A 22,747-nucleotide genomic window follows, 5' to 3' on the forward strand; every position below is an offset into this window, starting at 1 on the left:
TTTTGCTTATATACTTTAGACCACATCAATCTGGCACATTTGCATTGTTTTTAATGCTGCTTTATGGGTCTCAGGTGTCACACATGCACAGCAACTGGAATCAACCTTGATCTTAGCATCCGGAAATGTTGACTTTAAAATAATGGCATTAGACACAACACAGATACTGGTACAGAGACCTACCAGCTCAATCTCAAGTTCATTACCTAAATCATCGGCATCAAAAGCCCAAAAAGTTCTGGTAAAATCTAAAAGAACATCTCTGAAATCACCTCTCCCAAATGTAGGCTTCTCAATACTCATAAACTTTTCCATATTATTCTTTACTTCTAATAAAGCCTCTTCAATTTGCTCATTCAATAACCAACCATGCTTACCTTTAATACAATGTTCAATGGGCAGATTAATACCTTCCCAGGTTGCTAAGTAGTTCTTGTCATGTGTGTCATAGGTTGCGAAAATAACTGCGTTATCATCATTTTTATACTCTTCTATTTTCTTTACAACTTTAGGCACAATTGCCTGAGCCTCCTTAGTTCCTAAGGAACCATCAATAAAGTCATTCTGCATGTCTACTACAATCAATACTTTTCTCATATTTTTTCTCCTTTTATAATATTAATACAGCCTTAATATGGCTTTAAATACTTATTGATAATATTATTATGCTATGATTAATAATAATAGGATCTGATAGATTATCGTTTTAATATTATTATTGACTATAACAAAGAAAAGAAGGCTGCTCACCTTCTTTTAACTAATTATTGTATATACACAAAATTATTGCTTTCTAAAAAGCACCAAAAGTATCATCTGTTTTAGGAACTATATTATAATAGTGTGATGCATTTAAAGAACTCAGATAATACATTGCTTCTTTTAAAGTTTCTTCTATTGTATTAGCCGAAGTTCGACCAGTCTTTTCTTTGTATAGCAAGTTCATGTATTTCATCTTTTCAGCATCTTCCGGGTGTCCCAAAACCAACCGATCTGCCTTCTTCGCTATATATATTCCAAATTCAATATTTGTTGTTAATCCTGGTAGGTTTTCCATACATCTTGGTACCCAAAAAGCTATCACTCCGGCTACGTCTAAGCAAGCCCATTCCCATTTTGTTTGTTTGATATAATCATCCTCTCTAAATTTTCTCTCTTCACAGAATTCAGGTACATATACCGTTCCTGTAAAACCTAACTGTTCAAGAATTTCACAAGCTTTTTTTCTCCAAGAATAATAAAATGAACTATCTCTCAGTGTTGGTCCAGCTAAAAAAATTGAATTTTTATTAAAATACAATTCCTGATCTGAAAATTTTATAATCATAACGCTAAGTCTCCTCTTTTATTTGCTATTTCATATGTATCATTTTTATATTTTATAATCCCGCTTTTCCTTATTTATCATTTCGATGCAATCCTGAAGATAACTTATTTTCTTATTCATTAATTCCACAAACAACTCGTCACACTCTGCTTTTGTATCTGCATAAACTCTGCTGTAAACATCTACACCATTAGCACGTAGTGAGTATCCATCTTTCTTTAATTGATGAAACTTGTTTTTAACAATTAATCCAATTACTGGCTCCTGTCTTAAAGAAAAGCGTTGTTTTTCTACATCGTAATCAAAAGCGCATGCCCAAATCGTGTTCTTTTTTTCAATATTATTTATTTCATTCCAAGTACTGTATTTCATTATTATTCTCCTTATGCCTCACATTAATATACAAATAGTATGTTAAAAATTATGGAACAAAAAAAGAAATATCTCGTAAACAGTTCAGGTCCAGCATTTATGTTTTACTCCTAATAGATTTTTAATATAAAAGAAGAACAGTCAGAAGACTGTTCTTTAATATTTATGGATTCTTTCTTCACATTCAAAATTATTGAGAATAAAAAATTAATTAGTATCTTGATCAACTATCATAAATTCTGGTTTTTCATCTAAATCCGCTTTGGAACATTTTTTTAACGCAAAATCATAAATACGAATAGGTATAAATATACCTTTAGCCGGCTGATCAGCAAACATAAAAATCATATTATTATTTTCTATTGTACAAAACAGTAGTTTGCTATAACGATTGGACGTCTCCATGACTATCTTCTTTACCATTTCAATTACAATATCATTTAATTCTAATTCAAATATATTAATTTTTTCAATGAGTCCATTAATATCTTTCACTCTCCTGAATCTATATCCGTCTGGACAATCTGTCATTAACAATGCCGTTGTATAGTCATGTTCAATACCAACCATATACCTATGTTTCATATCATGATACAAAAATCCATACACACAATTAATTTCTACATTACAAGATGGACAAATAGAATGATTAAACTTACCCGATAAAATATCCTCTTTTATCTCCGGATTAATATCCACATTGACACTATCCCATACTCTCACTATGTTTTTTTTCTTACAAACCGGACATATAATTTCAGCATTATGGTATCTTGACATTTTAATCCTCCAAACATTTGTTCTTTTATCATTATATCAAGTGAATTTTAAATGTCAATACCATTCAAGAACATACGTTCTGTAAAATTATACACTTGCTTGCTTTATATTGATAAACCGCAAAGTATCTTCTACATTACAATTCAATATTTTATAAAGCATCACTGCCCAGAGCTTACACGATGTTTATTAATAAGCATATATTGGTTCTCCCATTGTTATCCTCAGTATGTTAAAAGCTACCTCCATTGTCTTTAAAAGAAAAAATCCAGGTTGAAAGACCTGGATCTTATATATTCTTATTTCTTTCTTTTAAGATATTTAATTCCAAAAGTAATAATTCCAACAAAACAGGTAATTCCGATAGCAGCCTTAATTAAATTTATTTTGCTGATTCCAATAGGCCAGAATCTAATATTTTCTAAATCGTCATCCGCACAATGATCACTGCAATTACAGTGACTATCACTTTCACTGCAATTTTCTTTTGATATAGATGATTTTCTCTCCTCTTTTTCTACGTCAATCGTATTCTCTGCCATTTGTGTACTCACGCGCTCATTTGAAAAAACGGTTTTATCGACTAGCTCAGGAGACGGAATTGTGTCATCTAAATCAGCTTCAGTAACTAAGGCATGTTCGAACATATTAGTATCTGTATTATCTAAAGCACGTTTATATCTTTTGTATTCTTCTTCATTTAATCCGGGAGTCCCACATGTTGGGCAAAACTTTTTCCCTTCTGGTAACTCTTTCTCACAATCTGGACAAATAATTTTCATATTAGTATTCTCCTTTTTATTCTTTATACTCTAATATTATGTAGTTTTTTACAATCAATAAATTAGTTTTTATTGTCTACAATATTAAAAGAGATCTGTATTCTTAAACCCTTATAGGTAAAAAAGGAGCAAATGCTTTAATTTGTTCTAGTGAATTTTTTAAAATAATGACTAAGATTTCTCTTAAATCTGGATGAACCACCGACATGAATCCGATTAGTACTAGCCCAATTAATAAAAATTTTAGAACAAGTCTAAAAATATCACATAAAATTTTCCAGATCGCCATTACAATACTTTGTTTTTGAATTTTAATGCCAACTGTCCGACCATTTTCAATTCCATACTGCTTTCTCAATTCTGCATCTTTTTTTGCATCTTCCTTATCTTTATTAACACGTTCCTGCAGTACGCTTTTAAACTTATTATTTTCCATGATAACCTCCTGAAAGTTCGATTCTTAATTATCCGTTAATATCGTTGCTTATAATTCTTTGATAGATTTTTGTAGATTCCGAACTCCAGATAAAAGGATCCATGATTATTTCCGAAAAATATGTACGTTCTGAACGTTCAGCCATAAGCGATACTATTGATATCCTTTCATTTTCAGGGACAAAAGAAAATACGAAATACGCATCATCATAAATAGGGTTTTTCAGCAACTCCTGAGTTTTAAATATTTCATTTGGTTTTGATCCGCATATAACTATTTTAATGTCCTGTTCAGCAAATGAAATCTCTTCAAAATTATCTGCATCTGCATTACCATAATCTTTTATTATGTATTCATAATTTGATTTAGAAACCACTTTTGCATAGTTTTTTTTATACATAGAAATCCCTGAGTAAACAACCTTTTCTTTTTGATCTTTTATATTAGCATACAGATTTATAAGGTTATTTAAATAATTTGTTCGATTCATTTCAATGTAGCATACTCTGCTCCCATTTTTTTCAAGTACTCTTACTGCTTGAATTGATTGTGTTGTTGTTCCAATATGACCAACACAGCCAGCTATAGCAATTGTTTTTCCCATAATCAGCTTCCTTCCATAACAATTTACTATTCAAAAACATTATGTGATATTTTATTCCTTTTTGACCTTGACTCTAATATTGACTTTGACTCTATTAAATACAGAGTTAAATACAACTCAGATTTATATGATCTTTATTTATCTAACTTACTTATACAACAGCCGATATTTTATATTAATTACTCAAACTAATTACTTAAATAGCTGCTAATGTATCTTATTTATAAATAATCGCTGCTTCTTTGTCACCCTATTACTCCAGAGATGAGCTTGGGAAACGGCGCCGCCAGGGCAGACTTTCCCTATCAAAAATGATAGGAAAGCCTGTCCTGAACCCTATAATTACTCCGTCGAATCGCTTTTGGGTATCCGTTTGCACACCTTACAGACTGCTTTGTAAACTCGATTTTATCGGGTTTGCGTGTTTATAAGTGATTCCGTCTTCCCTCACCATGAACCGTTTCCAGTTCCAAACACTTTCCGCAGGTTTTAGTCACCCTCTCCCTGCTAGACTAACTGATATATCAATATCAGCTGGACCTCCGCGCCATACTTTTAAGCAAATATCCGGTTTCCCAGATTTAGCCAATGGTCTTTCAACGCTTCTTAACCACTTACGAGCAATAATCAGCGGAAGGTGTGAGCCGCCTTTTTTGTCCGACATATTTTTTGCAGCGGCCATGTGGGCCTTTTACGTTTTATCCTGGTACGGCATCCAGACAGATCATAAGAAGCAGATGACCTTCGCTGCTTAAAATCCTTCCACTTAAACTAGTGGCCAGTTATTCGAAAACAGTATGTAAGAAACTTTTAAAAATAGAAAAAGAAAATATATTCTTCTAAACAATAGAGAAATAATTTATTTTCTTACATATTAAAAATGTTAGGACAAAAAAGGAGTAAGTTATGAATTTAAAAGATGAAAAGAAGAATATTATGGCACTAGAATTGGCATTTCTTCAGGTTTTCTACCTTAGCCAGAAAAAATCCAAACCAGATAATTCTTCTAAGTACAAACAGCCTAATTCAGAGTTGAGCATTTTAAAAAAAAGGCAATAAAAAAACCACTTTCCAGGTGGTTTTTTTATTATATGAGAACGCTGCGTTCAATCCGTACTACATCGCAACTACAAAGATTTATATGAACAAATTAGTTATCAATGAAGTATTTACTTTTTATAATCTCATTCTAATATAACGTGTTCTTAATTCATGATCTCTTTCTTTCTTTTTTGACAAAAAGAAAATCCCTGAGGTAAAAAATCCAATTATAACTATTATACAAGTAATTATTGTTTTCTTATTTTTCATTTTACAATTTCCTTATATATAGTATGACGAAACGGCCTACTTTTTATAGTTGTAATGTTCGTCCTAATTTAATTTTAATTTTACTAAAACATTATTAAAAGAGTTCAAAAGGAAAACATACTATGTATAAATAATGGAAGGAATAAAAAACATGAAAACTATAGATATTATCAAAATAATGAATCCTGCACAGGTTGAGGCAGTCTTTACTGTTGATGGACCATTACTTGTTTTTGCTGGAGCTGGATCAGGGAAGACAAGAGTACTTACATACCGTACTACTTATATTTTTGAACATAAAAAGATAGATCCTAGTCACATTTTAGCAATAACATTTACCAACAAAGCGGCAAAAGAAATGAAAGAGAGAATTGAAAAGTTGATTGGTGAAGATTCTAAATCTATGTGGATAACAACATTTCACTCCATGTGTGCAAGAATTCTAAGAAAACATGCCCACTCAATTGGTTACAAAAATAACTTTTCTATTTATGATACTGATGACTCAAAATTACTTATACAGAAAATCCTAAAATACAAATCCTATCAAAAAATATTTTTGCCTAAAGATGTTCTTTCTTTTGTATCAAGTCTAAAAACAAAAGGAATACGTGCAAAAGAATACTTTGCTACGACTAATACAGAAGAAAAATTAAAAGAGATATATACTGAATATGATGAAGAATTATTTAAGAATAATGCTTTTGATTTTGATGATTTATTAATAAAAGTTGTTCAGCTCTTTCGCGAATATCCAACCGTTTTGGATGAATATCAAGAATTATTTCAGTATATCATGGTGGACGAGTACCAAGATACAAATGAAATTCAGTTTATCTTGATTTCGATGCTTGCTGAAAAGTACAAAAACATTTGCGTTGTTGGAGATGACGACCAATCAATATATAGTTTTCGCGGCGCAAATATAAAAAACATATTAGATTTCCAGAAATATTACCCAGATGCTAAAATTATAAAACTGGAAGAAAATTATCGATCCAGTTCTAATATATTAAATACAGCAAATGCGGTTATTAAAAATAATAAAGTAAGATCTATCAAATCATTAACTACAACAAGGAGTCCAGGTAAAAAAGTATATTACCAAAATTATAAAACAGCTACCACTGAAGCTAATTCTGTCGTATTGGAAATACTTCATAAATTATATGATTATAGAGATGTTGCCATTCTTTACCGGACTAATGCTCAATCTCGTTTATTAGAAGAATCCTGCATCAAGCATAATCTGCCTTATAGAATCATTGGTGGATTAAACTTTTATAAGCGTAAAGAAATTAAGGACCTAATTGCATATTTAAAAATCATTGCAAATCCATCCGATGCTGTTTCCGTTAAGAGGATTATAAATACTCCAAAGAGGAATATTGGAGATACAACGGTATCAAAAATTGAGACCTACGCAAAATCAAAAGGAATTACCCTCTACAAAGCTTTATTACAAGTAGAGGATATACCTTCCATTTCCAAAAAAGCGGTATCTGCAACTTGTGATTTTATGAACACAATTGAAGAATATCGTTATAAGTTAACCAAGAGTGGTGTACTTGATATTTCCGGAGACAATTCTTATAGTATCCACGAATATTTGAATGATATTTTATACAAGATTGGGTATTTAGCTGAATTAGAAAATTTAAATGATTCTGAAACTTATAAAAATAAAGAAGAAAATATTGAAGAATTAATGAGTAAAGTAATTGAATTTGAAGAATCCGAAAAGACCTTTAAACTTGATAAATTCCTCGAAGAAATTGCTTTAGTATCTGGAGTTGATATAGAGACTGAAATTGAACGAATTACTTTGATGACACTTCATTCTGCCAAAGGATTAGAATTTAAAAAAGTATATATAGTGGGAATGGAAGAAGGCTTATTTCCATCAATAAATTCTATTATTGAAAATAATGTTGAAGAAGAAAGAAGACTTTGTTATGTGGGTATTACCAGAGCTATTGACGAACTTATTATTACATCCGCATCAGAAAGAATGATAAACGGTCGTATTCAAAAGACAAAGCCAAGCCGTTTTATTAATGAAATGCCTGATAAATATATTCAAAAAATTTATTCTGTGTAAATGATAATAATTGCATTTATCTCATTTTTTTTATAGACATAATATGATTGTAAATGAAACGTGGAGAAATTAAAACTCCTAGCATAAGGCGAGTCCATAAAGGACAGAAGGGAGAACATATTATGTTCAAGATCAATTTATCAGCAGTAAAGGAAATGAATCGAATGGAAAGGTTTGATGCAGAGCGTACATTTTTATCTCTCGAATATGAGTATGAAAATGAAGAAATGTTATCAGGTTCAAAAGCCATGAGCCGATCTCCAGAAAATATTTTAATTGGAAACCATACTTATATAGAACATAAGCTTCTTGGCAGTTACAAGCTGTTATTTGCTCTTTCCAGACAGATCAAGGACAGGACCGGAATCAATCTTGTTGAATTTGTCAAAGCGGAAGATCGAACAGCTAAAAACGCTCTTACTGCTTGGCGCACTATTTACCGTAAAATAGATGCATTAAAAGGAACTGAACATACAATAAAAAAAGAGGGTTAACCCTCTTTTTTATTGTTCTGAATTAAAATAACTTTCAATTCCCTTTAGTTTCGCAATTTCCTTTTTGATAGATACCATTTCCTCATGGTACTTTTTCATATTTTCTACTTGTTCTTCTTGAACTCCTCTCGCAAATGAATCTGTACGCTCAGCGAATTCACTTGCGACATCCAATCGAACAATATCATATATTTCAATTAGTCTCTTTTGTAGATTTTCAATTTTTTCTTCTTTATATTTTTTAAGCTCATCCATATGCGATTCCTCCATTACTATATTAATTATAATATAAAAAAAATATTTGTAAACCAAATATATGAAATTCTTAAGATTAATATTGTTAAAACTACCAAACAAAAGATCTGCATCATTTAGTCTCTGAAATTCAGATTAAATTAATTGTTTCCACTTTGTTTCAGACATATTAACTTCAACGAAGAAAATCGGAGGATAAAATATTGATGTCAAATATTAAATTAGATAGATTTTATATTTCAAATGATCCTTATGATTTGGTAACTAAGATTTCAAGAACCATTCATAATCTAATCGTTGAAGGTAAACAACCCAATCAGGAGATCATTTTTTTAATGATAGGAACACCAAAAATTTATTGGGATAGTCTCGGTCCTCTTACCGGGAGTTTGTTAGAAGAATCCAATCATTTTAAAAAAGAATATTTCATAGATGGAATTACAAATTTTTCGGTGTATGGTACAATCCAGAGACCCGTGCATGCACAAAATCTATATAGTACCGTATCCAGAATTTACGAGATTCACAAAAACCCATTTATTATTGCTGTTGATGCTTCCTTTAGTTACTTCTATACAAAAAATAATATTTTAATAAGTAATGAACCAATAAAACCCGGTTTGGGTGTTGGAAAAGATTTATTATCTGTAGGTGATATTTCTATCCGCGGAATCGTTGGATCTGATGAAGTAGATGCATATAATCTTTCTTATAGTGAACTGAAAACCATGGCTCTACTTATTTCTACAGCTATTAATTGTGTATTATCAATTAAACAAGTCCAGCCATACTGTCTTTTGCATCAGTGTGAAACTACTGCAGTCTAATTAGTTGAAAGCGTATTCCGCAAGATTGAATATGGTATGCTAACTGTCACTCTACCCAAAAAAGAATTGCCAAAAGATTCAATTAAAAAAGCAAGCTTTCCTGCTTGCTTTTTATTTAAGTCTTTAATCTGTTGAGCATGAATGAGCTTCTTATCTTTTCATTTGGTTGCATAAAAATTTCTTCGGAATTAATCGGCGAAAAAATATGACATATTATTTTTATAAAAGATAATTGTGAGAGGAGATATACTATGGAAGTATCAATTAAAGCAAAAGAACGATTCTGTAAAGATTGTAATGTGCCTTTGAGATTATTTCAAGAACCATACTTTACAGACCGGCTAAAACTGTATGATAAGTTTTACGGGACTTTAGAGAAATGGGCCTTGTTCGTAAAAGAATTAGAGAATTACAATTGTGAACAAGATTACTTTGAAGAATACAATCATGTAAAAGACAAAGCAATTAACTCCATTAAAGAATCGGATGCTTATCAGAGATTCAATAATGAAGATATGAATCGGTTTGGCATCATTAATAAAGGATTACCAAGTAAGGATATATTTAAACCGAGCAATGATAACAAAATGTTTATAAGTATTGATATGAAAAAAGCAAATTTTTCAGCACTTAGAAAGTATGATAAGACAATTTTTGGCAGTGCTGAATCGTGGGAGGATTTTATCAGCAAGTTTACTCAGAATAAGCATATTATTGGCAGTAAATACATCCGTCAGGTGATTCTTGGAAACTGTAATCCGAAGCGGCATATTACATATGAAAAATATTTGATGGATAAAGTTTTATCTAATGTTAAAGATGGGCAATTAAATAATATAGTGTTTTTTTCCAATGATGAAATTGTTTTTGATGTGACAGATTTATCAGATGATGAGCAAATATTTACACATTTGCATGTTGATTATGTATTAAAACAGATAGCTCCGTTTTGTCGTTGTGAACTATTTAGATTACAAAAAATAAATGGAACAGAAGGATATTTGAAGTCAGTATATGAAGGTCTTATAAACTCTGTTGAGTTCAAGTGCTTAGACAACTATATGCTTCCATTTGTAATCAGAAAGTTTCTCGGAGAAGAAATTAATGAATATGATAAAGTGTTTTATCATGAAGGATTACTTTCAAAATTTATTGAAGTCCCAAATATTGAAATTTAAAATAAAAAGAGGCAACCGCCTCTTTTTTTGTTATATCATTCTTTAATCATCTCTACGAAATCTTTTTCAGAAATAATTGGGACACTTAATTCCTTCGCCTTCTTGTTCTTCGAAGAATTACTGGTAGTATCGTTGTTAATCAAGTAGGAAGTCTTCTTAGATACAGATCCGCTTGTCTTACCTCCCAGTAACTCAATTTTTTCCACCAGGTCTGCCCTACTAGAGAATAGTTCCAAATCACCTGTGATAACAAACGTCTTCCCTGCTAAAACTGAGGAATCTTTACTACCTGCTTTTACATCTGGTTTTATTACTTCAACTTCCTTTAAAAGATTAAAGTATTCGCTTTCTTCAATTTCTTTTTTGGCTCTTTGTTCTTTATACCATTCATTGATTGCCTGGTTACTAATTTCGCCAACATCTTCGATGTCTAAGAAGTTCCCTGTCTCCAATTTTGCATTAAATTTATCAATATCTCCATTCATTGCTTTTGAAATCTTCTTTCCGGCATCCCGTCCTACATTATTAATCCCAAGTGCCGCAATCAGGTTTTCAAGCTTTACCACTCTGCTTTTTTCAATTGCTTTTATCAGTTTTTCATAGGATTTCTCTCCTTGTCCTTCCATTTCAACAAAAGCAGTCTTGTGATCTGCTAAATGGTAAATATCCCTAAACTCCTTGATAAATCCTGCATCAACTAATTTTTCAATTGTAGCTTCGCTTAAACCTGTGATGTTCATCCGGTCACGTTCTACAAAGTGAGTGAATTTTCCTATATTTTTCGCTGCACAGTCTGGATTGGAACAATAAAGTGTTTTTACAATCTGCCCGTCTTTTAAGGTCTCTTTGATTTCTGTAGCTGCTCCGCAAACCGGGCAAACTTTAGGAATTTCAAGTGTACCGCTTTTGGTTAAGTTTTCAGCGATCTGAGGAATAATCATATTTGCTTTATAAACGGTTACGATGTCTCCGATTCCAAGCTTTAATTCTTCTACAATGCTTACATTATGAACGCTTGCCCGGCTTACGGTAGTTCCTTCTAATTCTATTGAATTAAAAATTGCCACCGGATTAATGAGTCCTGTTCTTGATGCACTCCATTCTACTTCAGTAAGTGTAGTTTCAGCAAGATCATCGGCCCATTTAAATGCGATAGAATGTTTTGGGAACTTTCCTGTCACACCAAGAGATTTTCCATAGGCAACATCATTAAAAGACAGTACCAGTCCATCAGATGGGAAATTATTTTTTTTCACCAGTTCTTCCATCTGTGAAATTGTATCTAAGATTGTATCCTTATCAACAATATAGTAATCTACGGTATTAAAGCCGAGTTCTTTTAACCAGCTAAATCTTGTTGCATAAGTATCTCTAAATTTCTTTGCTTTAGCATTTGGGTTTTTATTTTCCAGATATGGCTCATCTTCAGCAAATACAAGTTCAAATGCTTTGAACTCTATATGGCGTCTTGCTGATTCTTTTGCGTCAAGTTGACGAACAGATCCGCTCGCGAGGTTTCTAGGATTTTTATACTTTTCGGTCTCTGAAAGCATATCGTTTATCTTTTTGAACTGTCTATATGTAATGAGAGCTTCTCCTCTCATTACCATGTGTCCAGTAAAATCAATTGTTTTGGGAACGCCTTTAAAGTATTTAGCATTATGAGTGATATTCTCTCCGATCTCACCATTACCTCTTGTTACAGCTTTAGTAAGATTACCACCATCATAAGTTAGTATAATTGTAAGACCATCAAGCTTCCAGCTAAGAAAACCAAACTCACCTTTTAACCACGCCATTAAGGAATTACGATCTTTTGTTTTATCCAAAGACAGAGCTTTATATTCATGAGCTTCTTTTGTTAAAGAACTTTCAACTTCATATCCAACATTTTTTGTAGGGCTGTCCTCTCTTACATAGTTAAATCTAAGTTCCAAATTAAGCAGCTCATCATATAATTTATCATAATCAAAGTTGCTCATAATCTCGTTTCCACTGTTGTAGTAAGCTTTACCAGCTTCATTTAAGGTATCTACTACTTCATCAATTCTCTTAAGGGCAAAACCTTTTAAGATTTTGTTTAGACTTGATGAATCTTCCACATAAGATTTATACTCTTCTTCTGTTAAACCTAATGTTTCAGGAAGACTTCTCTTCTCATTTGGATCTTCATGCCAATTCTTTATATAATCGTCTAACGCCTCTGGTGCTACTTTTCCTTTTAAATAGTCTGATACAAATGATGAGGTCTTCTCTTTATAAGACCGAGAAATTGAACTTGATTCCATTGACATAATTTATTCTCCTTTTTATCTTACTTTTTTCATAACTATTATGTATGAAAATTAAAGGCATTAAAAAAGAAGCTATGCAGCTTCCTTTAAACTAGATATTATTTTTTGTAAAAAAACAAGTTTTCGATACATCCATAAGAAAATATTCCCTCAAGATTCTTTTTTGCATCAAGATTATATGGATAAGCCTTTTCCTCTTTTCTCCAAATTAAATTCTTCTTCCAATGCTTTTAAATACTTCTTCACGTATTCGGGTGCTCTCTTATATTTCTTTTCGTCTCTGAAGTAATTGACAAATTCCGAGTTTGAAAACATGCTGGTGTATGTACCAAGAATATTGCCCTTTATAATCCCGTTTCTTTTGGCGTATTCATAAACTTTTTTATCAATCATTACTTGCGGAATCATTTCACATGTATTTTTACATTTCCGGCACCAGCCATCTGGGTCAAAATTATTTTCTGAAATGCCACATATATTTACCTTTTCATCTTTATTAAACGAAATAACCATGGATAATATTCTCCTTTATCATTATAATAATAGCTCCATTTTCCAGAATCCACAAACGGAGGGCAGGTCCAAGTATCTCCACCATCCATTGATATTTCGATTGAATTACAATCTTTAGCATATTGGAACCAGATTATCTGTATATTACTTGTATCATATACGTTGTCCGGTTTCATTCCTTTTTCAGCTTCTTCTAGCATCTCTAGTAAATTTTTTGCTCTTGAATGTACAATATTAATCAATTATATACGCTCCATTTTTAATCCATGTCAATATTTACAGGATTCTCTAAACATTTTATATTATTAGCTTGTTCAACTAAAGCAGCTTGAGTAATAGAATTGATTTTATTCTGGCAGAACGCTTCAATCTCTCCCTTTGCTTCCATTACTGTTTTGTCCATCTGTTCATTAAAACACTCATAAGCAAATTTTGCGTTTCCCGACACCTCCGCTTGTATACTAAATAATTTGCTAAGAATATTTTTGCGATCAGCCTGACTTATATTTTTCTTTCCGGAAAATAATTCTTCAACATCAGTAATTAAGCTTTTCATTTCAAGATTGGCTTTATTCATTTTTTCTGAAAATTCATCTTTGAATTGCTCTCTTTTGTTGATAAAATTACACTCTGGCATCCTTCCATCTTTTTCTGTCCAGCGTATCGTAACTGGCACTCCACTTCCCATATTCATCGATGTAATTGCTTCAGCAAATTGCGCATAACTCATCTCTACCTCAGCAATGACTTTATCTCCGTAATACCAGTCACTATTTAATCCTCTTGTAATTTCTCCATGTCGCAGAGTCAAAGCAATGACATTGTTATGTTCAATACTACTACCAAAAAGTGTGTTTTTTCCACCAGACCGTCTGCTGAATGCAAGCATACCATAAGATGGATGTGTAGACCTTTCTCCGAATTGAGTTTTTTCTTTTTTTAATTCATCCATATATTCTTACCTACTTTTTGTATTGTTATGATATTCCACAAGCGGCCTTTGCAAGGGCATCAGCTTTGTTATTGTATTTGTCGCCAGAGTGTGCTTTTACTTTTACAAATTCTAATTCTATTTGCTTTTTTGCTTCAATTGCAAAATTCTTATATCTTTTTGCACCCTCTTTATCAGCAACCCAGATTTTCGTTTTTTTGCCATTCATATAACACCCTTCAACCCAACCAGCAATGCCATTATAGTCAAAGTAAATAGTTAATTTCTGACAGCCCAATTTAATAGCTTCTTCAATAGCGATCATCGTAGCCGTAACTTCGCCAGCGACATTCCACATTTGAAGCATAACTTCATCATGTCCCGATTTACTAATTTCTTTTTCATTATCTCCATGTCGTAAAACAACACCTGAGCCGTAGATTTGTGTTTCTTGGTTGTAGCTGCCATCAACATAAGCAATTGCTGTTCCTTCTGGCAGAACCTTTTTATTTTCAGATTCTATATTTGCTTTAGGTTTTGCATCTTTCGTCTGCTGTTTAATTTTTATTCCAAGATAATCTTCGGCTTCTTCCCTTGTCGCAAAACCTTTGTATGTAGCATTTGGATAACCTTTTACCGACTCTTCACACTCAGACCATGTGGAAAAAATCCCTGTCTTTCGCCCATTTTTCACTGCATAATATTTCTTCTTAGCCATTTTTTTCTCCTTCTTCGTATAATCTAATGTTTCCTTTATAGAAGTTTCCCATTTATATTCTCCTCTCTTTCTTAATACAAAATTAATATGTGTTTTTTTCTATAGTTAAAACAAATCTTTTTTTCATATTAACTTTGAAACGTTTCCCTGGAAATATTTTTACTGGTATCATGGGTTATGATTCCATTGCATATTACGAGGCAGATGCCGGCTCTGAAACCGCACATGAAGTGAATTTCGATTAAACTAAAAAAGGACCATTCTGGCCCTTTTTCTCTTTATACTATTAATTGTTTTATGATACAGGAATCCATTTTGAAACATAATCTCTTCCCTCTTCCTTAAAAATAGGGATGTTTTTATCAATTTTCCATTCCATTTTTTCCTTACCTTCATCCAGTTCTTTAACAGCACAAGCACCTCTGGTTAACCATGTATCATAATCATCCCAAATGATACTCTTTTCTTTTAACAATCCAAGAATCTCTACTGTATTCTTTTTGTGTAATTCTGTTTTGCTAAGGTATGTTTGTCCAACATTTGCGATACTGTTTCTAATTGCATCTTTTTGCCTCCAATACAGATAATTTATAACATCATTTTCTGGAACGACAAAAGCCCTGGCATCAAATATTGCTGTACCGGATTTCTTATTATATATTACTCGTTTAGCTTCGTCTAAAATATTATCGGCTTTGACTTTGAAAACAGAATTAAACTTAACTGCAGCCAAGCCAGCTGGAATACTGAGTAACTTATTAAGCCTATTATCAAACCATGGCTCCGTCTCTAAACTCTGATAATCACATAGTATCAAACTGATTTCATCTGACTGCGTATAGCCAAATACAACACCTGGCAACTCTTTACACAAATAAAGCATTGTTTCTACCATAGTTTCTCTAAAAACCAAATCAAACGGTTTTTCCAACCCTTTCGTAAAAGATTTAAAATGCCAACCATCTAGCCTGATAATAACTGGCACACGAATTGGTAATAGATTATCACTTACTGCTTCATATCGTTTCATTCTTTCTTCAAGGCTTTTCATACTATATTCATTCTCCTTTGTCCTTATTTTATTTTTATGTATAGATGTATTATGTTAATTCTTTATTAATATTAATTATTCTTTCTTGCTTGAATGGCGTAATAGAACGTCCCGTATAAAGTAATCCTTGCCAAGGTCCTACGTTCGTTATATAGCGTTCTAAACTAAGTGGGATATTTAGTAAATCCGAAAAAAGCTTTCTAGTTTCTTTAGATTGATTTAACAACATGATTGTATCGCAATTGTTAAGAATGGATTCAGTTATTGGTGACTTTAGCAATTCGTCTGTACATGCCGTAGCGCAGGTAGGAATGCACCATTGACTTCTTCCTCTTTTATATATTTGGCTTAAATAAGAAATTGCTGAATCAGATTTCATAAAAGGATGTATTTCATCAATATAAAACCATTTATATTTTGATATATGGTTATTCGCTAAAATATGGTTCCAGTAAGCATTTAAATAGATTAACATCACACATTCTTCTAAATCACTCCATAAATATGAACACTGATATATAGTTAATCTATTTTTGTGCAGGACATTTGTTTTATAGTCAAAGACATGTAATTTTTCCAAAGTTAAAGCAATTAGCTTGGCTTCAGCCTCTGGTTGATTAAATAAAATCTCTCTGAAGTCTTTAAGCGTTGGACTTGCTGCAACATCACAAGTAATTGTAGGATCCTTTCTATGTAATTCTTCCATATGTTTCAAATACGGTTTATATAGAATCCACACACATCTATCAATAATAGATTTTTCATATGTTGAAAGCCGATAATTGGTATCTAATGTTGTTTCATATAGTCCTGTAATAAAGTCGCATTGTAAGGCTAACGGATCGGTGAAGCCACTATTGTCCACGTGCAGGTCTAATGGGTTGATATGCCAATCCGAATCTGGCTCTAAACATATAATATCACCATGAAACGTTTTCGCTATTTCAGAATATTCATTCCACGGATCAAGAATCGTTACATCATCCTCTGTTTGAAGTAAAACTTGTTTGATTTCATTTTTCATGATCTCTGTTTTTCCACTTCCAGCATTACCTAAGATGATTCCATTTCCATTTTTATGTTTCCTTCTATCATATATAATTGGCGTATCAATTAATGGATGAATGCCATAACAAAAACCATTCTTTTCTTGAATAGAATTTTTATAAGAAAACGGGATTAATTTTCCAGCTTCATTTATCGAAATTAATTCTTTTGATTTTATTTTATTTGTTCCAATTGGTAAAATTGTAGTTATGATTACTTTATTAACTTGTTTTAAATGTTCGGACTTTAAATTAGATATTTGATTCTTTAGATCTAATTCATTCTCTGCAAATAGAGTTACTACAGAGTTGCATAGGACCCTATCAAATGCTAGATACTCTGTAGAAGTATAATTTGCCTTTTTAATGAGCAGTTTTTTTTGATATTCATTAGTTGATTTAAAATGAAGACTTATCATTCGCACAGCATCAATTTCCATTATTTCATTAATTAAATTATAATTGCAATTATCAGTTAACCCTTTGAAAACAAAATGTCTAACATATTTATTCCCAATTTGACCAGAATTAGAAACAGTTACAAAACTCGTTTCTTTTGATTTATTTGGTTGTTGTTTTTTTATAATACTTTTTCCGCAAATTTCTAATAGTAATTCTTCCCATTCTTCTTTTTTTAATGGTTCCATATTATAACTAGTGATTCTATTTACCAAGGACGCTACTATACTATAAATTTTGTAATACCTGCAAAGCACCTTTTCTACAGATTCTTCTTTTATTGTGAGAATTAAATATATTTCTCTTTGAACTTGTTTTTTCTTATCTATATGTTCTTTTATCCAATTATTATATTCTTTTCTATAAGAATTCAAATCATCTAATTTCATTTTCATATATATTTCTTTGTTCTTTTTCTCTTTATTGGTTTTTCTATTATAAATATTTATCTGGATACAAACATCTGGAGCAAGTCCTGTTAACAAGTCGATATATCTTTTAATAATGCTCATTTGTTCTTCTAGATCTGCAAGTAAAAAATCAATATTATCTATTTTATAACATCTAGAAAATAGTCCTCTTTTTATTTCCATAATCCCATTATTATGTAACGTTTCATATATTTCTATCTCTTTATCTTTGTTCAATTTTTGAAACATAATTAACTTAATTCCTTTCATTCATTTATTTTTAATATGAAAGAAATTCCATTTCAAAGAAATTAAAATATAACTATATACATTACGGGCTATACTGAAATGAGCAGCAATAAAAAAAGGCCCTGCAGGCCTTTTTAGTAATTGTCAATTTGAATTTCGAATATGTTTCCCTCTCCATCTTTGATTTTGATACTGTTTTCTGTCTCTTCTGTAATAAAAACATCACCATAATCATTAATTGTGTTAGTTATACGTGATAATAATATACTTCCTGTCATAATTATTCCTCACTATTCTTTGTTATTCGTTCTCTGAAGGCAGCCTTTTCTTCTTCCGTATATTCCTTTTTAGGCCCAGAACCGGGTCTATAAATATGTAAGTAATTAACCGGAAGCTTTGCATATACAGAACCGTCCTGATTTTGCTTAACAATTTTTACCTCATCAGGATATTTACCCGCAAGTTTTTGAATCTTATTAGATAATCTAATTTGGGAAAAGGTTACCGACATAACTTTCTGTCCCTTGTAAAACTCAATATTATTTTCACTCCCATCCCATATTGAGCTCACTCTTGAAAAATCCTCTCTTACTAATTCTTCTAGACTTTTTTCTGCATTAAATAAGTTTTCAATATCGACATCAACATATGTGAAAGAAAACCCTTTTGCTTTTTTGTATTCTACAGAGCCAGGATCCGGCAAGTTCAAGCCATCATCTCTTATTTGTTCCAGCTTTTGTTTTATATAATTTCTTGCTATTATCATTGCTTTTCCGAAGCATTCATTTTCTTCTTCTATGTGAATTTCAAAATCTGGTATATCGATAATTGTTACTTCTTTTTGTATATTAATCCAAATAGGATAAGCCACAATATTTTCATTTATACTCTTCATGTTTTTAATCTCCTTCTCTTATTTATTTTTATAATGTTTTTATTTTCTTACAAACAACTATTTTAAGAAGACTATATTTTACATAATATTATTGAAATCATAAAAGGAGTATAAAAGTAATGAACATTAAAGAGTTACAACTCTCTGAATTTATTAAATCAAAACAATTTACTACTCCTCTCTCAATTAACGAACGAAGTTTTCAAATATTTGGCGATGAAAAATTTTTAAATTCTACAGAAGGAAAATCACTTCTAAATAAAAATCATATTTCAATTCATATGCTAAATGTATATAAAACTCCCGAACCATTTATTTACTATCTCAATCCATACTCAAACAGCAAGAATGCCTTAATTATTGAAAATAAGGATTCGTGGTATACGATGAAATATGTGCTTAAAAATTATGGTTCTGTCTGTGGGATTGATATAAAAGCTTTGATCTATGGTGAAGGAAGAAAAATACAGAATTCTTTTTCTTATATTGAGGAGGATGACACTGCCAATATTCATGACGTACAGACATTTTTTTACTTTGGCGATATTGACTCCTCTGGAATCGACATTTATTATAAATTAAAAAATTTGTTTAAGGCTCATAATATTTGTCCGTTTGATCCAGGGTACCAATATTTATATAATAATCGAAACTTAAAGCGAAAAAAAGAAATGAAAAATTGTACTAGAATTCCTTGTTATGAATTATCACATTTTGAATTTCTTGGAGTCGAAGCCAGAGTTGTGTTACTTGAAATCTGCAACAATGACTTTATCGTTCCACAGGAAATATTAAACCATGAAGTATTATTGCGATGGAATGTAATATCTAATTATGAAAATGATATTTATTTATAAAAAAAAGAAGCCAAGGCTTCTTTTTAATTTATTAAAATCCCAGCATCGATTTAAATCTTCTAAATCAAAATTTGATTCTTTAATTGCTCTTCATCAGCCACATTCATTTTTTTAAATTGATCCGGATGATTTCATGTTTGTGACAAAGCATATCTTAAAGATATGGGTTCACCCATCTTTATCCAGTTCTTTGGTATCTTTCCGCCATTTTCCTCTAAAAGATTGTTAATACCAATCACCGCCTCCTCACGTGTTACATTTTCAGGAAACTTGAATACAACACTATATGTTTTAGATACCCTCTCATCATCCAAACTTGGTATCGGATTTTTAAATTTACTCATGTATTTTCCCTCCTTAAATATCAGTTTTCCTGCTTAGCCGGTTCGTGACACTCCAAGCTGATTGATACACAATTCATTGTTGTTCTGACCTTTCTTGCCACTTCTTCCTGTATTGCTCTTGTGGTTATGTCCTTGACCCGGCTATTAACCATTCCGTCAATATTTGTTTCATGTACTGCCTGATTAATGGCTTTTTCTACTTTTTCATCTATTACACCTTTCACAAAATCAACGATAGTTTCCCTGTTAATGCCATTGTCAGCCAACATCTGGCTTAAAATCTTTCTCAATTCAATCTGTTCTACTGTCATATCTCATTCCTTTCTCCCGGTACTCCGGGAAATATAAATTTCATATAAAATATTATTATGGTTGCATTTCTACGACTAGTGGAAAGAAATCAGAAAATCCAACAACAACCATCGGGATGTGTTTGTGATTTTCCCAATCTTCGTTCCATTTGAAGATATCACCTACTTCTAAACTTCTATCTTTGTCCATGCTAATTTGACTATTTGTAGGCAGTTTATTTTCATCTACGAAAAAACATACAGTTCCTTTTCTAACTTCCATATTTTAAATACCACCTTTTGTTTTATTGATTTAACATAAAATTTACTTTCTATTCACTAATTGTTACACTTAATTCTAATTTACCAAAGATATACAAGTGATAGAATTTTGTTTAAAGCGGTTTTCTTTGCAAAAATCTTGACATAATTTGTGTAATACTTCACATTTCTTCTGAATATAATCAAACTGATATGGATACACATCTAACTGCGTTTGATCAGATTGACTGTCACGATTAATAAAATCAATGTTGAAATTCGTCAGTTGGCACAATACATTTCTCTGGTATTTCCATATTTATCATAGCTTTCGCAAATGTCATTTTTACCTCCATAAAATGTGCTTTCTATTTCTTATTTAATGTTAGCCTATTGGCATCGTTTATCCTCGAAAACCCAGAATCTGATAATTCTCTGTTCTCTTCTAACCAGTATTGTATCTGTGCTTTCCATATAGGCCTAACATCTGCTAAAATTTCGATTAAACACGTCATAATTTATTGTCTCTGTTGCTTTACAATAGACAGCAAACTCTACATATTTAAAACAATATTTGTATTTCTCCAATGATTCCTTAAATGCCCTGGCAACAACTTCCGGTGGATTGCAAAACGCACCACAGCCAAAAGCACCAAGAATAAGTGCGTCTACATTGTTTTTTGCTGCCACATTAAAAATTTGCTCTGTTCTCTTCTTTAATAAAATCAAAAGTTCTTTTTGTGTTATCTTTGAAGCTTCTCCTGATCCTGGATTCATCTTGTTATATGGAATCGGACGCAGATTCGGAGCTGCACAGGTTATGATATCCACTTTAGCCCAATCCTCTTCGGCCTTAAGCACCGGTTCGTCTGTATCTGTCTTAAAAACCACGATATCTGGAGTATAGATACACATATCACTATACAACACATTTTTTTCAGCCTTATGATACTTGTAAAAAGATTCATACACCATTTTTGTTGTCAGTGCTGGGTATAATGTGGAGCATCTGCACAGGGCTTCTTCCTGGGCACTGCTGCCAGCCTTCACTCCTCCTCCAGGATTCGTGGCAGAGGCAAAATTTAATACGGCGATCTTATCTTCTGGATGAAGTCTGTGATATTTCTCTGCTGCAGCAAAACTCCGATCCTTAGATACAACCACAGCACAAGCAGTTTCTTTCACATCTGTTCTTCCTTCTTCCAGAGAAACATAAACCTTGGTCTGATTTATCGAATTTATTATTGCGGCAGCCAATATCTTTTTTTCTTTCATAACTTTTTCTGTATCCTGAAAAATCTCAACTCTCTTTTCTCTATTACTCATTTTTTCTCCTTAACTTTTTATTATATGAATTTTGAAAGTCAGATAACATCGATAATGTTATACTTTTATCTCTAATTTCTAGAGTTCACAAAATTTATTTATGATCTGTCATATCTACAATCCCGTTATCAATTAACCAATTGAATCTCGCAAGTAACTTCTCCTGAATTTCTAAATCCATTTCATTTTCAATCTCTTTCGGATTAAAAAACTCTTTAAAGTTATAATTGGACATACCACCATGAGCAGAACATGATAATTTAATTTTTCCAGCATAAGACTTAGCATCATCATCATAAAAACCAAGCCAGTAATCGTTGTATGTGCAATACATGTAGTCAGATACTGTTTTGCTTGTGTTTTCGGATAGACACCATGCACCTACTACATCATTTCTCCAAAATGGATCTTCATGTAATCTCTCTGATTTTAATACCTTAGCTCTTTTAATATCTTTTGGTCTTAAATTATATTTGTTTTCTACCATCGGTTTTCTCATATTATCTTCCTTTTGATCGTTATATCCATTAAGTATTGATATACAGTCTGATTCATTGTTTATAAATCTGATCCTTCAGTCACTAGAATTATTTATTTTCTGACTGGTATAAATCAACCCTTCTTTTATATGATTGT

General features: G+C 31.7%; 28 protein-coding genes. 6 read left to right on the forward strand and 22 right to left on the reverse strand.

Annotation, left to right across the window (positions count from 1 at the left end):
• Nucleotides 1-15: 15 nt before the first annotated feature.
• The 7 genes from CRO04_RS16370 to CRO04_RS16400 form a co-directional block, all read right to left on the reverse strand.
• The gene (locus CRO04_RS16370) at nt 16-597 is read right to left on the reverse strand and encodes a cysteine hydrolase family protein (protein WP_097005320.1); all 582 of its coding nucleotides are present in this window, start codon (nt 595-597) and stop codon (nt 16-18) included.
• Between the two features lie 196 nt (nt 598-793).
• Nucleotides 794-1,327: a nucleoside 2-deoxyribosyltransferase domain-containing protein gene (locus CRO04_RS16375; protein WP_097005321.1), complete on the reverse strand. Its 534-nt coding sequence runs from the start codon at nt 1,325-1,327 to the stop codon at nt 794-796.
• A gap of 45 nt (nt 1,328-1,372) precedes the next feature.
• Nucleotides 1,373-1,699 (reverse strand): hypothetical protein, encoded by a 327-nt coding sequence (locus CRO04_RS16380; protein ID WP_097005322.1) that lies wholly within the window; start codon nt 1,697-1,699, stop codon nt 1,373-1,375.
• Nucleotides 1,700-1,906: 207 nt separating this feature from the next.
• The gene (locus CRO04_RS16385; RefSeq protein WP_097005323.1) at nt 1,907-2,479 is read right to left on the reverse strand and encodes a CpXC domain-containing protein; all 573 of its coding nucleotides are present in this window, start codon (nt 2,477-2,479) and stop codon (nt 1,907-1,909) included.
• A gap of 299 nt (nt 2,480-2,778) precedes the next feature.
• Complete coding sequence (locus CRO04_RS16390; RefSeq protein ID WP_097005324.1) at nt 2,779-3,261, reverse strand: zinc-ribbon domain-containing protein; 483 nt, start codon at nt 3,259-3,261, stop codon at nt 2,779-2,781.
• A gap of 103 nt (nt 3,262-3,364) precedes the next feature.
• On the reverse strand, nt 3,365-3,697 hold the full coding sequence (locus CRO04_RS16395) for a hypothetical protein (protein ID WP_097005325.1): 333 nt from the start codon (nt 3,695-3,697) through the stop codon (nt 3,365-3,367).
• A 28-nt stretch (nt 3,698-3,725) separates the two neighbouring features.
• Nucleotides 3,726-4,301: a hypothetical protein gene (locus CRO04_RS16400; RefSeq protein ID WP_097005326.1), complete on the reverse strand. Its 576-nt coding sequence runs from the start codon at nt 4,299-4,301 to the stop codon at nt 3,726-3,728.
• 906 nt (nt 4,302-5,207) lie between these two features.
• On the opposite strand from CRO04_RS16400, the gene CRO04_RS26340 reads away from it, so the two are divergent.
• From CRO04_RS26340 to CRO04_RS16415, 3 genes are all read left to right on the forward strand, one after another.
• Nucleotides 5,208-5,360, forward strand: coding sequence for a hypothetical protein (locus tag CRO04_RS26340; protein ID WP_166432590.1), 153 nt, complete (start codon nt 5,208-5,210; stop codon nt 5,358-5,360).
• A gap of 403 nt (nt 5,361-5,763) precedes the next feature.
• Entirely contained in the window at nt 5,764-7,713 is a 1,950-nt protein-coding gene (locus tag CRO04_RS16410) for an ATP-dependent helicase (protein ID WP_166432591.1), read from the forward strand.
• A gap of 122 nt (nt 7,714-7,835) precedes the next feature.
• Nucleotides 7,836-8,207, forward strand: coding sequence for a hypothetical protein (locus CRO04_RS16415; protein WP_097005329.1), 372 nt, complete (start codon nt 7,836-7,838; stop codon nt 8,205-8,207).
• Nucleotides 8,208-8,216: 9 nt separating this feature from the next.
• Here the strand turns inward: CRO04_RS16415 and CRO04_RS16420 are convergent, their stop codons facing one another.
• On the reverse strand, nt 8,217-8,462 hold the full coding sequence (locus tag CRO04_RS16420; RefSeq protein WP_097005330.1) for a hypothetical protein: 246 nt from the start codon (nt 8,460-8,462) through the stop codon (nt 8,217-8,219).
• A gap of 206 nt (nt 8,463-8,668) precedes the next feature.
• Here CRO04_RS16420 and yyaC point away from each other — a divergent pair, with 206 nt between their 5' ends.
• Nucleotides 8,669-9,289 carry a spore protease YyaC gene (yyaC, locus tag CRO04_RS16425; protein ID WP_097005331.1) on the forward strand — a complete coding sequence of 207 codons (621 nt, stop codon included), beginning with the start codon at nt 8,669-8,671 and terminating at the stop codon, nt 9,287-9,289.
• A gap of 251 nt (nt 9,290-9,540) precedes the next feature.
• Nucleotides 9,541-10,467 (forward strand): hypothetical protein, encoded by a 927-nt coding sequence (locus CRO04_RS16430; RefSeq protein ID WP_097005332.1) that lies wholly within the window; start codon nt 9,541-9,543, stop codon nt 10,465-10,467.
• A 35-nt stretch (nt 10,468-10,502) separates the two neighbouring features.
• Here the strand turns inward: CRO04_RS16430 and ligA are convergent, their stop codons facing one another.
• The 9 genes from ligA to CRO04_RS16470 form a co-directional block, all read right to left on the reverse strand.
• Nucleotides 10,503-12,761 carry an NAD-dependent DNA ligase LigA gene (ligA, locus tag CRO04_RS16435; protein WP_242974522.1) on the reverse strand — a complete coding sequence of 753 codons (2,259 nt, stop codon included), beginning with the start codon at nt 12,759-12,761 and terminating at the stop codon, nt 10,503-10,505.
• 174 nt (nt 12,762-12,935) lie between these two features.
• Complete coding sequence (locus tag CRO04_RS16440; RefSeq protein WP_097005333.1) at nt 12,936-13,274, reverse strand: hypothetical protein; 339 nt, start codon at nt 13,272-13,274, stop codon at nt 12,936-12,938.
• Nucleotides 13,241-13,516 carry a hypothetical protein gene (locus CRO04_RS16445; protein ID WP_097005334.1) on the reverse strand — a complete coding sequence of 92 codons (276 nt, stop codon included), beginning with the start codon at nt 13,514-13,516 and terminating at the stop codon, nt 13,241-13,243. Before CRO04_RS16445 ends, CRO04_RS16440 begins: the two co-directional genes overlap by 34 nt.
• 17 nt (nt 13,517-13,533) lie before the next feature.
• Complete coding sequence (locus tag CRO04_RS16450) at nt 13,534-14,226, reverse strand: hypothetical protein (RefSeq protein WP_097005335.1); 693 nt, start codon at nt 14,224-14,226, stop codon at nt 13,534-13,536.
• 25 nt (nt 14,227-14,251) lie between these two features.
• Nucleotides 14,252-14,923: a viroplasmin family protein gene (locus tag CRO04_RS16455; protein WP_097005336.1), complete on the reverse strand. Its 672-nt coding sequence runs from the start codon at nt 14,921-14,923 to the stop codon at nt 14,252-14,254.
• A 295-nt stretch (nt 14,924-15,218) separates the two neighbouring features.
• Nucleotides 15,219-15,974, reverse strand: coding sequence for a tRNA(His) guanylyltransferase Thg1 family protein (locus tag CRO04_RS16460; RefSeq protein WP_097005337.1), 756 nt, complete (start codon nt 15,972-15,974; stop codon nt 15,219-15,221).
• A gap of 49 nt (nt 15,975-16,023) precedes the next feature.
• Complete coding sequence (locus tag CRO04_RS16465) at nt 16,024-18,138, reverse strand: VirB4-like conjugal transfer ATPase, CD1110 family (RefSeq protein ID WP_097005338.1); 2,115 nt, start codon at nt 18,136-18,138, stop codon at nt 16,024-16,026.
• A gap of 134 nt (nt 18,139-18,272) precedes the next feature.
• The gene (locus CRO04_RS26345) at nt 18,273-18,416 is read right to left on the reverse strand and encodes a hypothetical protein (RefSeq protein WP_166432592.1); all 144 of its coding nucleotides are present in this window, start codon (nt 18,414-18,416) and stop codon (nt 18,273-18,275) included.
• A gap of 2 nt (nt 18,417-18,418) precedes the next feature.
• The gene (locus CRO04_RS16470; RefSeq protein WP_097005339.1) at nt 18,419-19,033 is read right to left on the reverse strand and encodes a hypothetical protein; all 615 of its coding nucleotides are present in this window, start codon (nt 19,031-19,033) and stop codon (nt 18,419-18,421) included.
• 119 nt (nt 19,034-19,152) lie between these two features.
• Here CRO04_RS16470 and CRO04_RS16475 point away from each other — a divergent pair, with 119 nt between their 5' ends.
• Entirely contained in the window at nt 19,153-19,890 is a 738-nt protein-coding gene (locus CRO04_RS16475; RefSeq protein ID WP_097005340.1) for a Wadjet anti-phage system protein JetD domain-containing protein, read from the forward strand.
• A gap of 131 nt (nt 19,891-20,021) precedes the next feature.
• Here the strand turns inward: CRO04_RS16475 and CRO04_RS16480 are convergent, their stop codons facing one another.
• The 5 genes from CRO04_RS16480 to CRO04_RS16500 form a co-directional block, all read right to left on the reverse strand.
• Nucleotides 20,022-20,234 (reverse strand): hypothetical protein, encoded by a 213-nt coding sequence (locus CRO04_RS16480; protein ID WP_097005341.1) that lies wholly within the window; start codon nt 20,232-20,234, stop codon nt 20,022-20,024.
• Nucleotides 20,235-20,254: 20 nt separating this feature from the next.
• Nucleotides 20,255-20,545, reverse strand: coding sequence for a hypothetical protein (locus CRO04_RS16485; protein ID WP_097005342.1), 291 nt, complete (start codon nt 20,543-20,545; stop codon nt 20,255-20,257).
• Between the two features lie 55 nt (nt 20,546-20,600).
• Nucleotides 20,601-20,807: a hypothetical protein gene (locus CRO04_RS16490; RefSeq protein WP_097005343.1), complete on the reverse strand. Its 207-nt coding sequence runs from the start codon at nt 20,805-20,807 to the stop codon at nt 20,601-20,603.
• Nucleotides 20,808-21,265: 458 nt separating this feature from the next.
• Entirely contained in the window at nt 21,266-22,111 is an 846-nt protein-coding gene (locus tag CRO04_RS16495) for a TIGR02452 family protein (RefSeq protein WP_097005344.1), read from the reverse strand.
• A gap of 94 nt (nt 22,112-22,205) precedes the next feature.
• Nucleotides 22,206-22,610 (reverse strand): hypothetical protein, encoded by a 405-nt coding sequence (locus CRO04_RS16500; protein ID WP_097005345.1) that lies wholly within the window; start codon nt 22,608-22,610, stop codon nt 22,206-22,208.
• Nucleotides 22,611-22,747: the final 137 nt, after the last annotated feature.

The organism is Lacrimispora amygdalina (assembly GCF_900205965.1).
GTDB lineage: Bacteria > Bacillota > Clostridia > Lachnospirales > Lachnospiraceae > Lacrimispora > Lacrimispora amygdalina_A.

What these genes read in the sequence shown, in the direction of transcription:
- CRO04_RS16440 (WP_097005333.1), bottom strand. Translation starts at nt 13,274, where the DNA reads ATGGTTATTTCGTTTAATAAAGATGAAAAGGTAAATATATGTGGCATT.
- CRO04_RS16450 (WP_097005335.1), bottom strand. Translation starts at nt 14,226, where the DNA reads ATGGATGAATTAAAAAAAGAAAAAACTCAATTCGGAGAAAGGTCTACA.
- CRO04_RS16415 (WP_097005329.1), top strand. Translation starts at nt 7,836, where the DNA reads ATGTTCAAGATCAATTTATCAGCAGTAAAGGAAATGAATCGAATGGAA.
- CRO04_RS16420 (WP_097005330.1), bottom strand. Translation starts at nt 8,462, where the DNA reads ATGGATGAGCTTAAAAAATATAAAGAAGAAAAAATTGAAAATCTACAA.
- ligA (WP_242974522.1), bottom strand. Translation starts at nt 12,761, where the DNA reads ATGTCAATGGAATCAAGTTCAATTTCTCGGTCTTATAAAGAGAAGACC.
- CRO04_RS16375 (WP_097005321.1), bottom strand. Translation starts at nt 1,327, where the DNA reads ATGATTATAAAATTTTCAGATCAGGAATTGTATTTTAATAAAAATTCA.
- CRO04_RS26340 (WP_166432590.1), top strand. Translation starts at nt 5,208, where the DNA reads ATGAATTTAAAAGATGAAAAGAAGAATATTATGGCACTAGAATTGGCA.
- CRO04_RS16460 (WP_097005337.1), bottom strand. Translation starts at nt 15,974, where the DNA reads ATGAAAAGCCTTGAAGAAAGAATGAAACGATATGAAGCAGTAAGTGAT.
- CRO04_RS16500 (WP_097005345.1), bottom strand. Translation starts at nt 22,610, where the DNA reads ATGAGAAAACCGATGGTAGAAAACAAATATAATTTAAGACCAAAAGAT.
- CRO04_RS16385 (WP_097005323.1), bottom strand. Translation starts at nt 2,479, where the DNA reads ATGTCAAGATACCATAATGCTGAAATTATATGTCCGGTTTGTAAGAAA.
- CRO04_RS16470 (WP_097005339.1), bottom strand. Translation starts at nt 19,033, where the DNA reads ATGAAGAGTATAAATGAAAATATTGTGGCTTATCCTATTTGGATTAAT.
- CRO04_RS16410 (WP_166432591.1), top strand. Translation starts at nt 5,764, where the DNA reads ATGAAAACTATAGATATTATCAAAATAATGAATCCTGCACAGGTTGAG.
- CRO04_RS26345 (WP_166432592.1), bottom strand. Translation starts at nt 18,416, where the DNA reads ATGACAGGAAGTATATTATTATCACGTATAACTAACACAATTAATGAT.
- CRO04_RS16400 (WP_097005326.1), bottom strand. Translation starts at nt 4,301, where the DNA reads ATGGGAAAAACAATTGCTATAGCTGGCTGTGTTGGTCATATTGGAACA.
- CRO04_RS16370 (WP_097005320.1), bottom strand. Translation starts at nt 597, where the DNA reads ATGAGAAAAGTATTGATTGTAGTAGACATGCAGAATGACTTTATTGAT.
- CRO04_RS16395 (WP_097005325.1), bottom strand. Translation starts at nt 3,697, where the DNA reads ATGGAAAATAATAAGTTTAAAAGCGTACTGCAGGAACGTGTTAATAAA.
- CRO04_RS16495 (WP_097005344.1), bottom strand. Translation starts at nt 22,111, where the DNA reads ATGAGTAATAGAGAAAAGAGAGTTGAGATTTTTCAGGATACAGAAAAA.
- yyaC (WP_097005331.1), top strand. Translation starts at nt 8,669, where the DNA reads ATGTCAAATATTAAATTAGATAGATTTTATATTTCAAATGATCCTTAT.
- CRO04_RS16490 (WP_097005343.1), bottom strand. Translation starts at nt 20,807, where the DNA reads ATGGAAGTTAGAAAAGGAACTGTATGTTTTTTCGTAGATGAAAATAAA.
- CRO04_RS16485 (WP_097005342.1), bottom strand. Translation starts at nt 20,545, where the DNA reads ATGACAGTAGAACAGATTGAATTGAGAAAGATTTTAAGCCAGATGTTG.
- CRO04_RS16465 (WP_097005338.1), bottom strand. Translation starts at nt 18,138, where the DNA reads ATGTTTCAAAAATTGAACAAAGATAAAGAGATAGAAATATATGAAACG.
- CRO04_RS16430 (WP_097005332.1), top strand. Translation starts at nt 9,541, where the DNA reads ATGGAAGTATCAATTAAAGCAAAAGAACGATTCTGTAAAGATTGTAAT.
- CRO04_RS16390 (WP_097005324.1), bottom strand. Translation starts at nt 3,261, where the DNA reads ATGAAAATTATTTGTCCAGATTGTGAGAAAGAGTTACCAGAAGGGAAA.
- CRO04_RS16380 (WP_097005322.1), bottom strand. Translation starts at nt 1,699, where the DNA reads ATGAAATACAGTACTTGGAATGAAATAAATAATATTGAAAAAAAGAAC.
- CRO04_RS16455 (WP_097005336.1), bottom strand. Translation starts at nt 14,923, where the DNA reads ATGGCTAAGAAGAAATATTATGCAGTGAAAAATGGGCGAAAGACAGGG.
- CRO04_RS16480 (WP_097005341.1), bottom strand. Translation starts at nt 20,234, where the DNA reads ATGAGTAAATTTAAAAATCCGATACCAAGTTTGGATGATGAGAGGGTA.
- CRO04_RS16475 (WP_097005340.1), top strand. Translation starts at nt 19,153, where the DNA reads ATGAACATTAAAGAGTTACAACTCTCTGAATTTATTAAATCAAAACAA.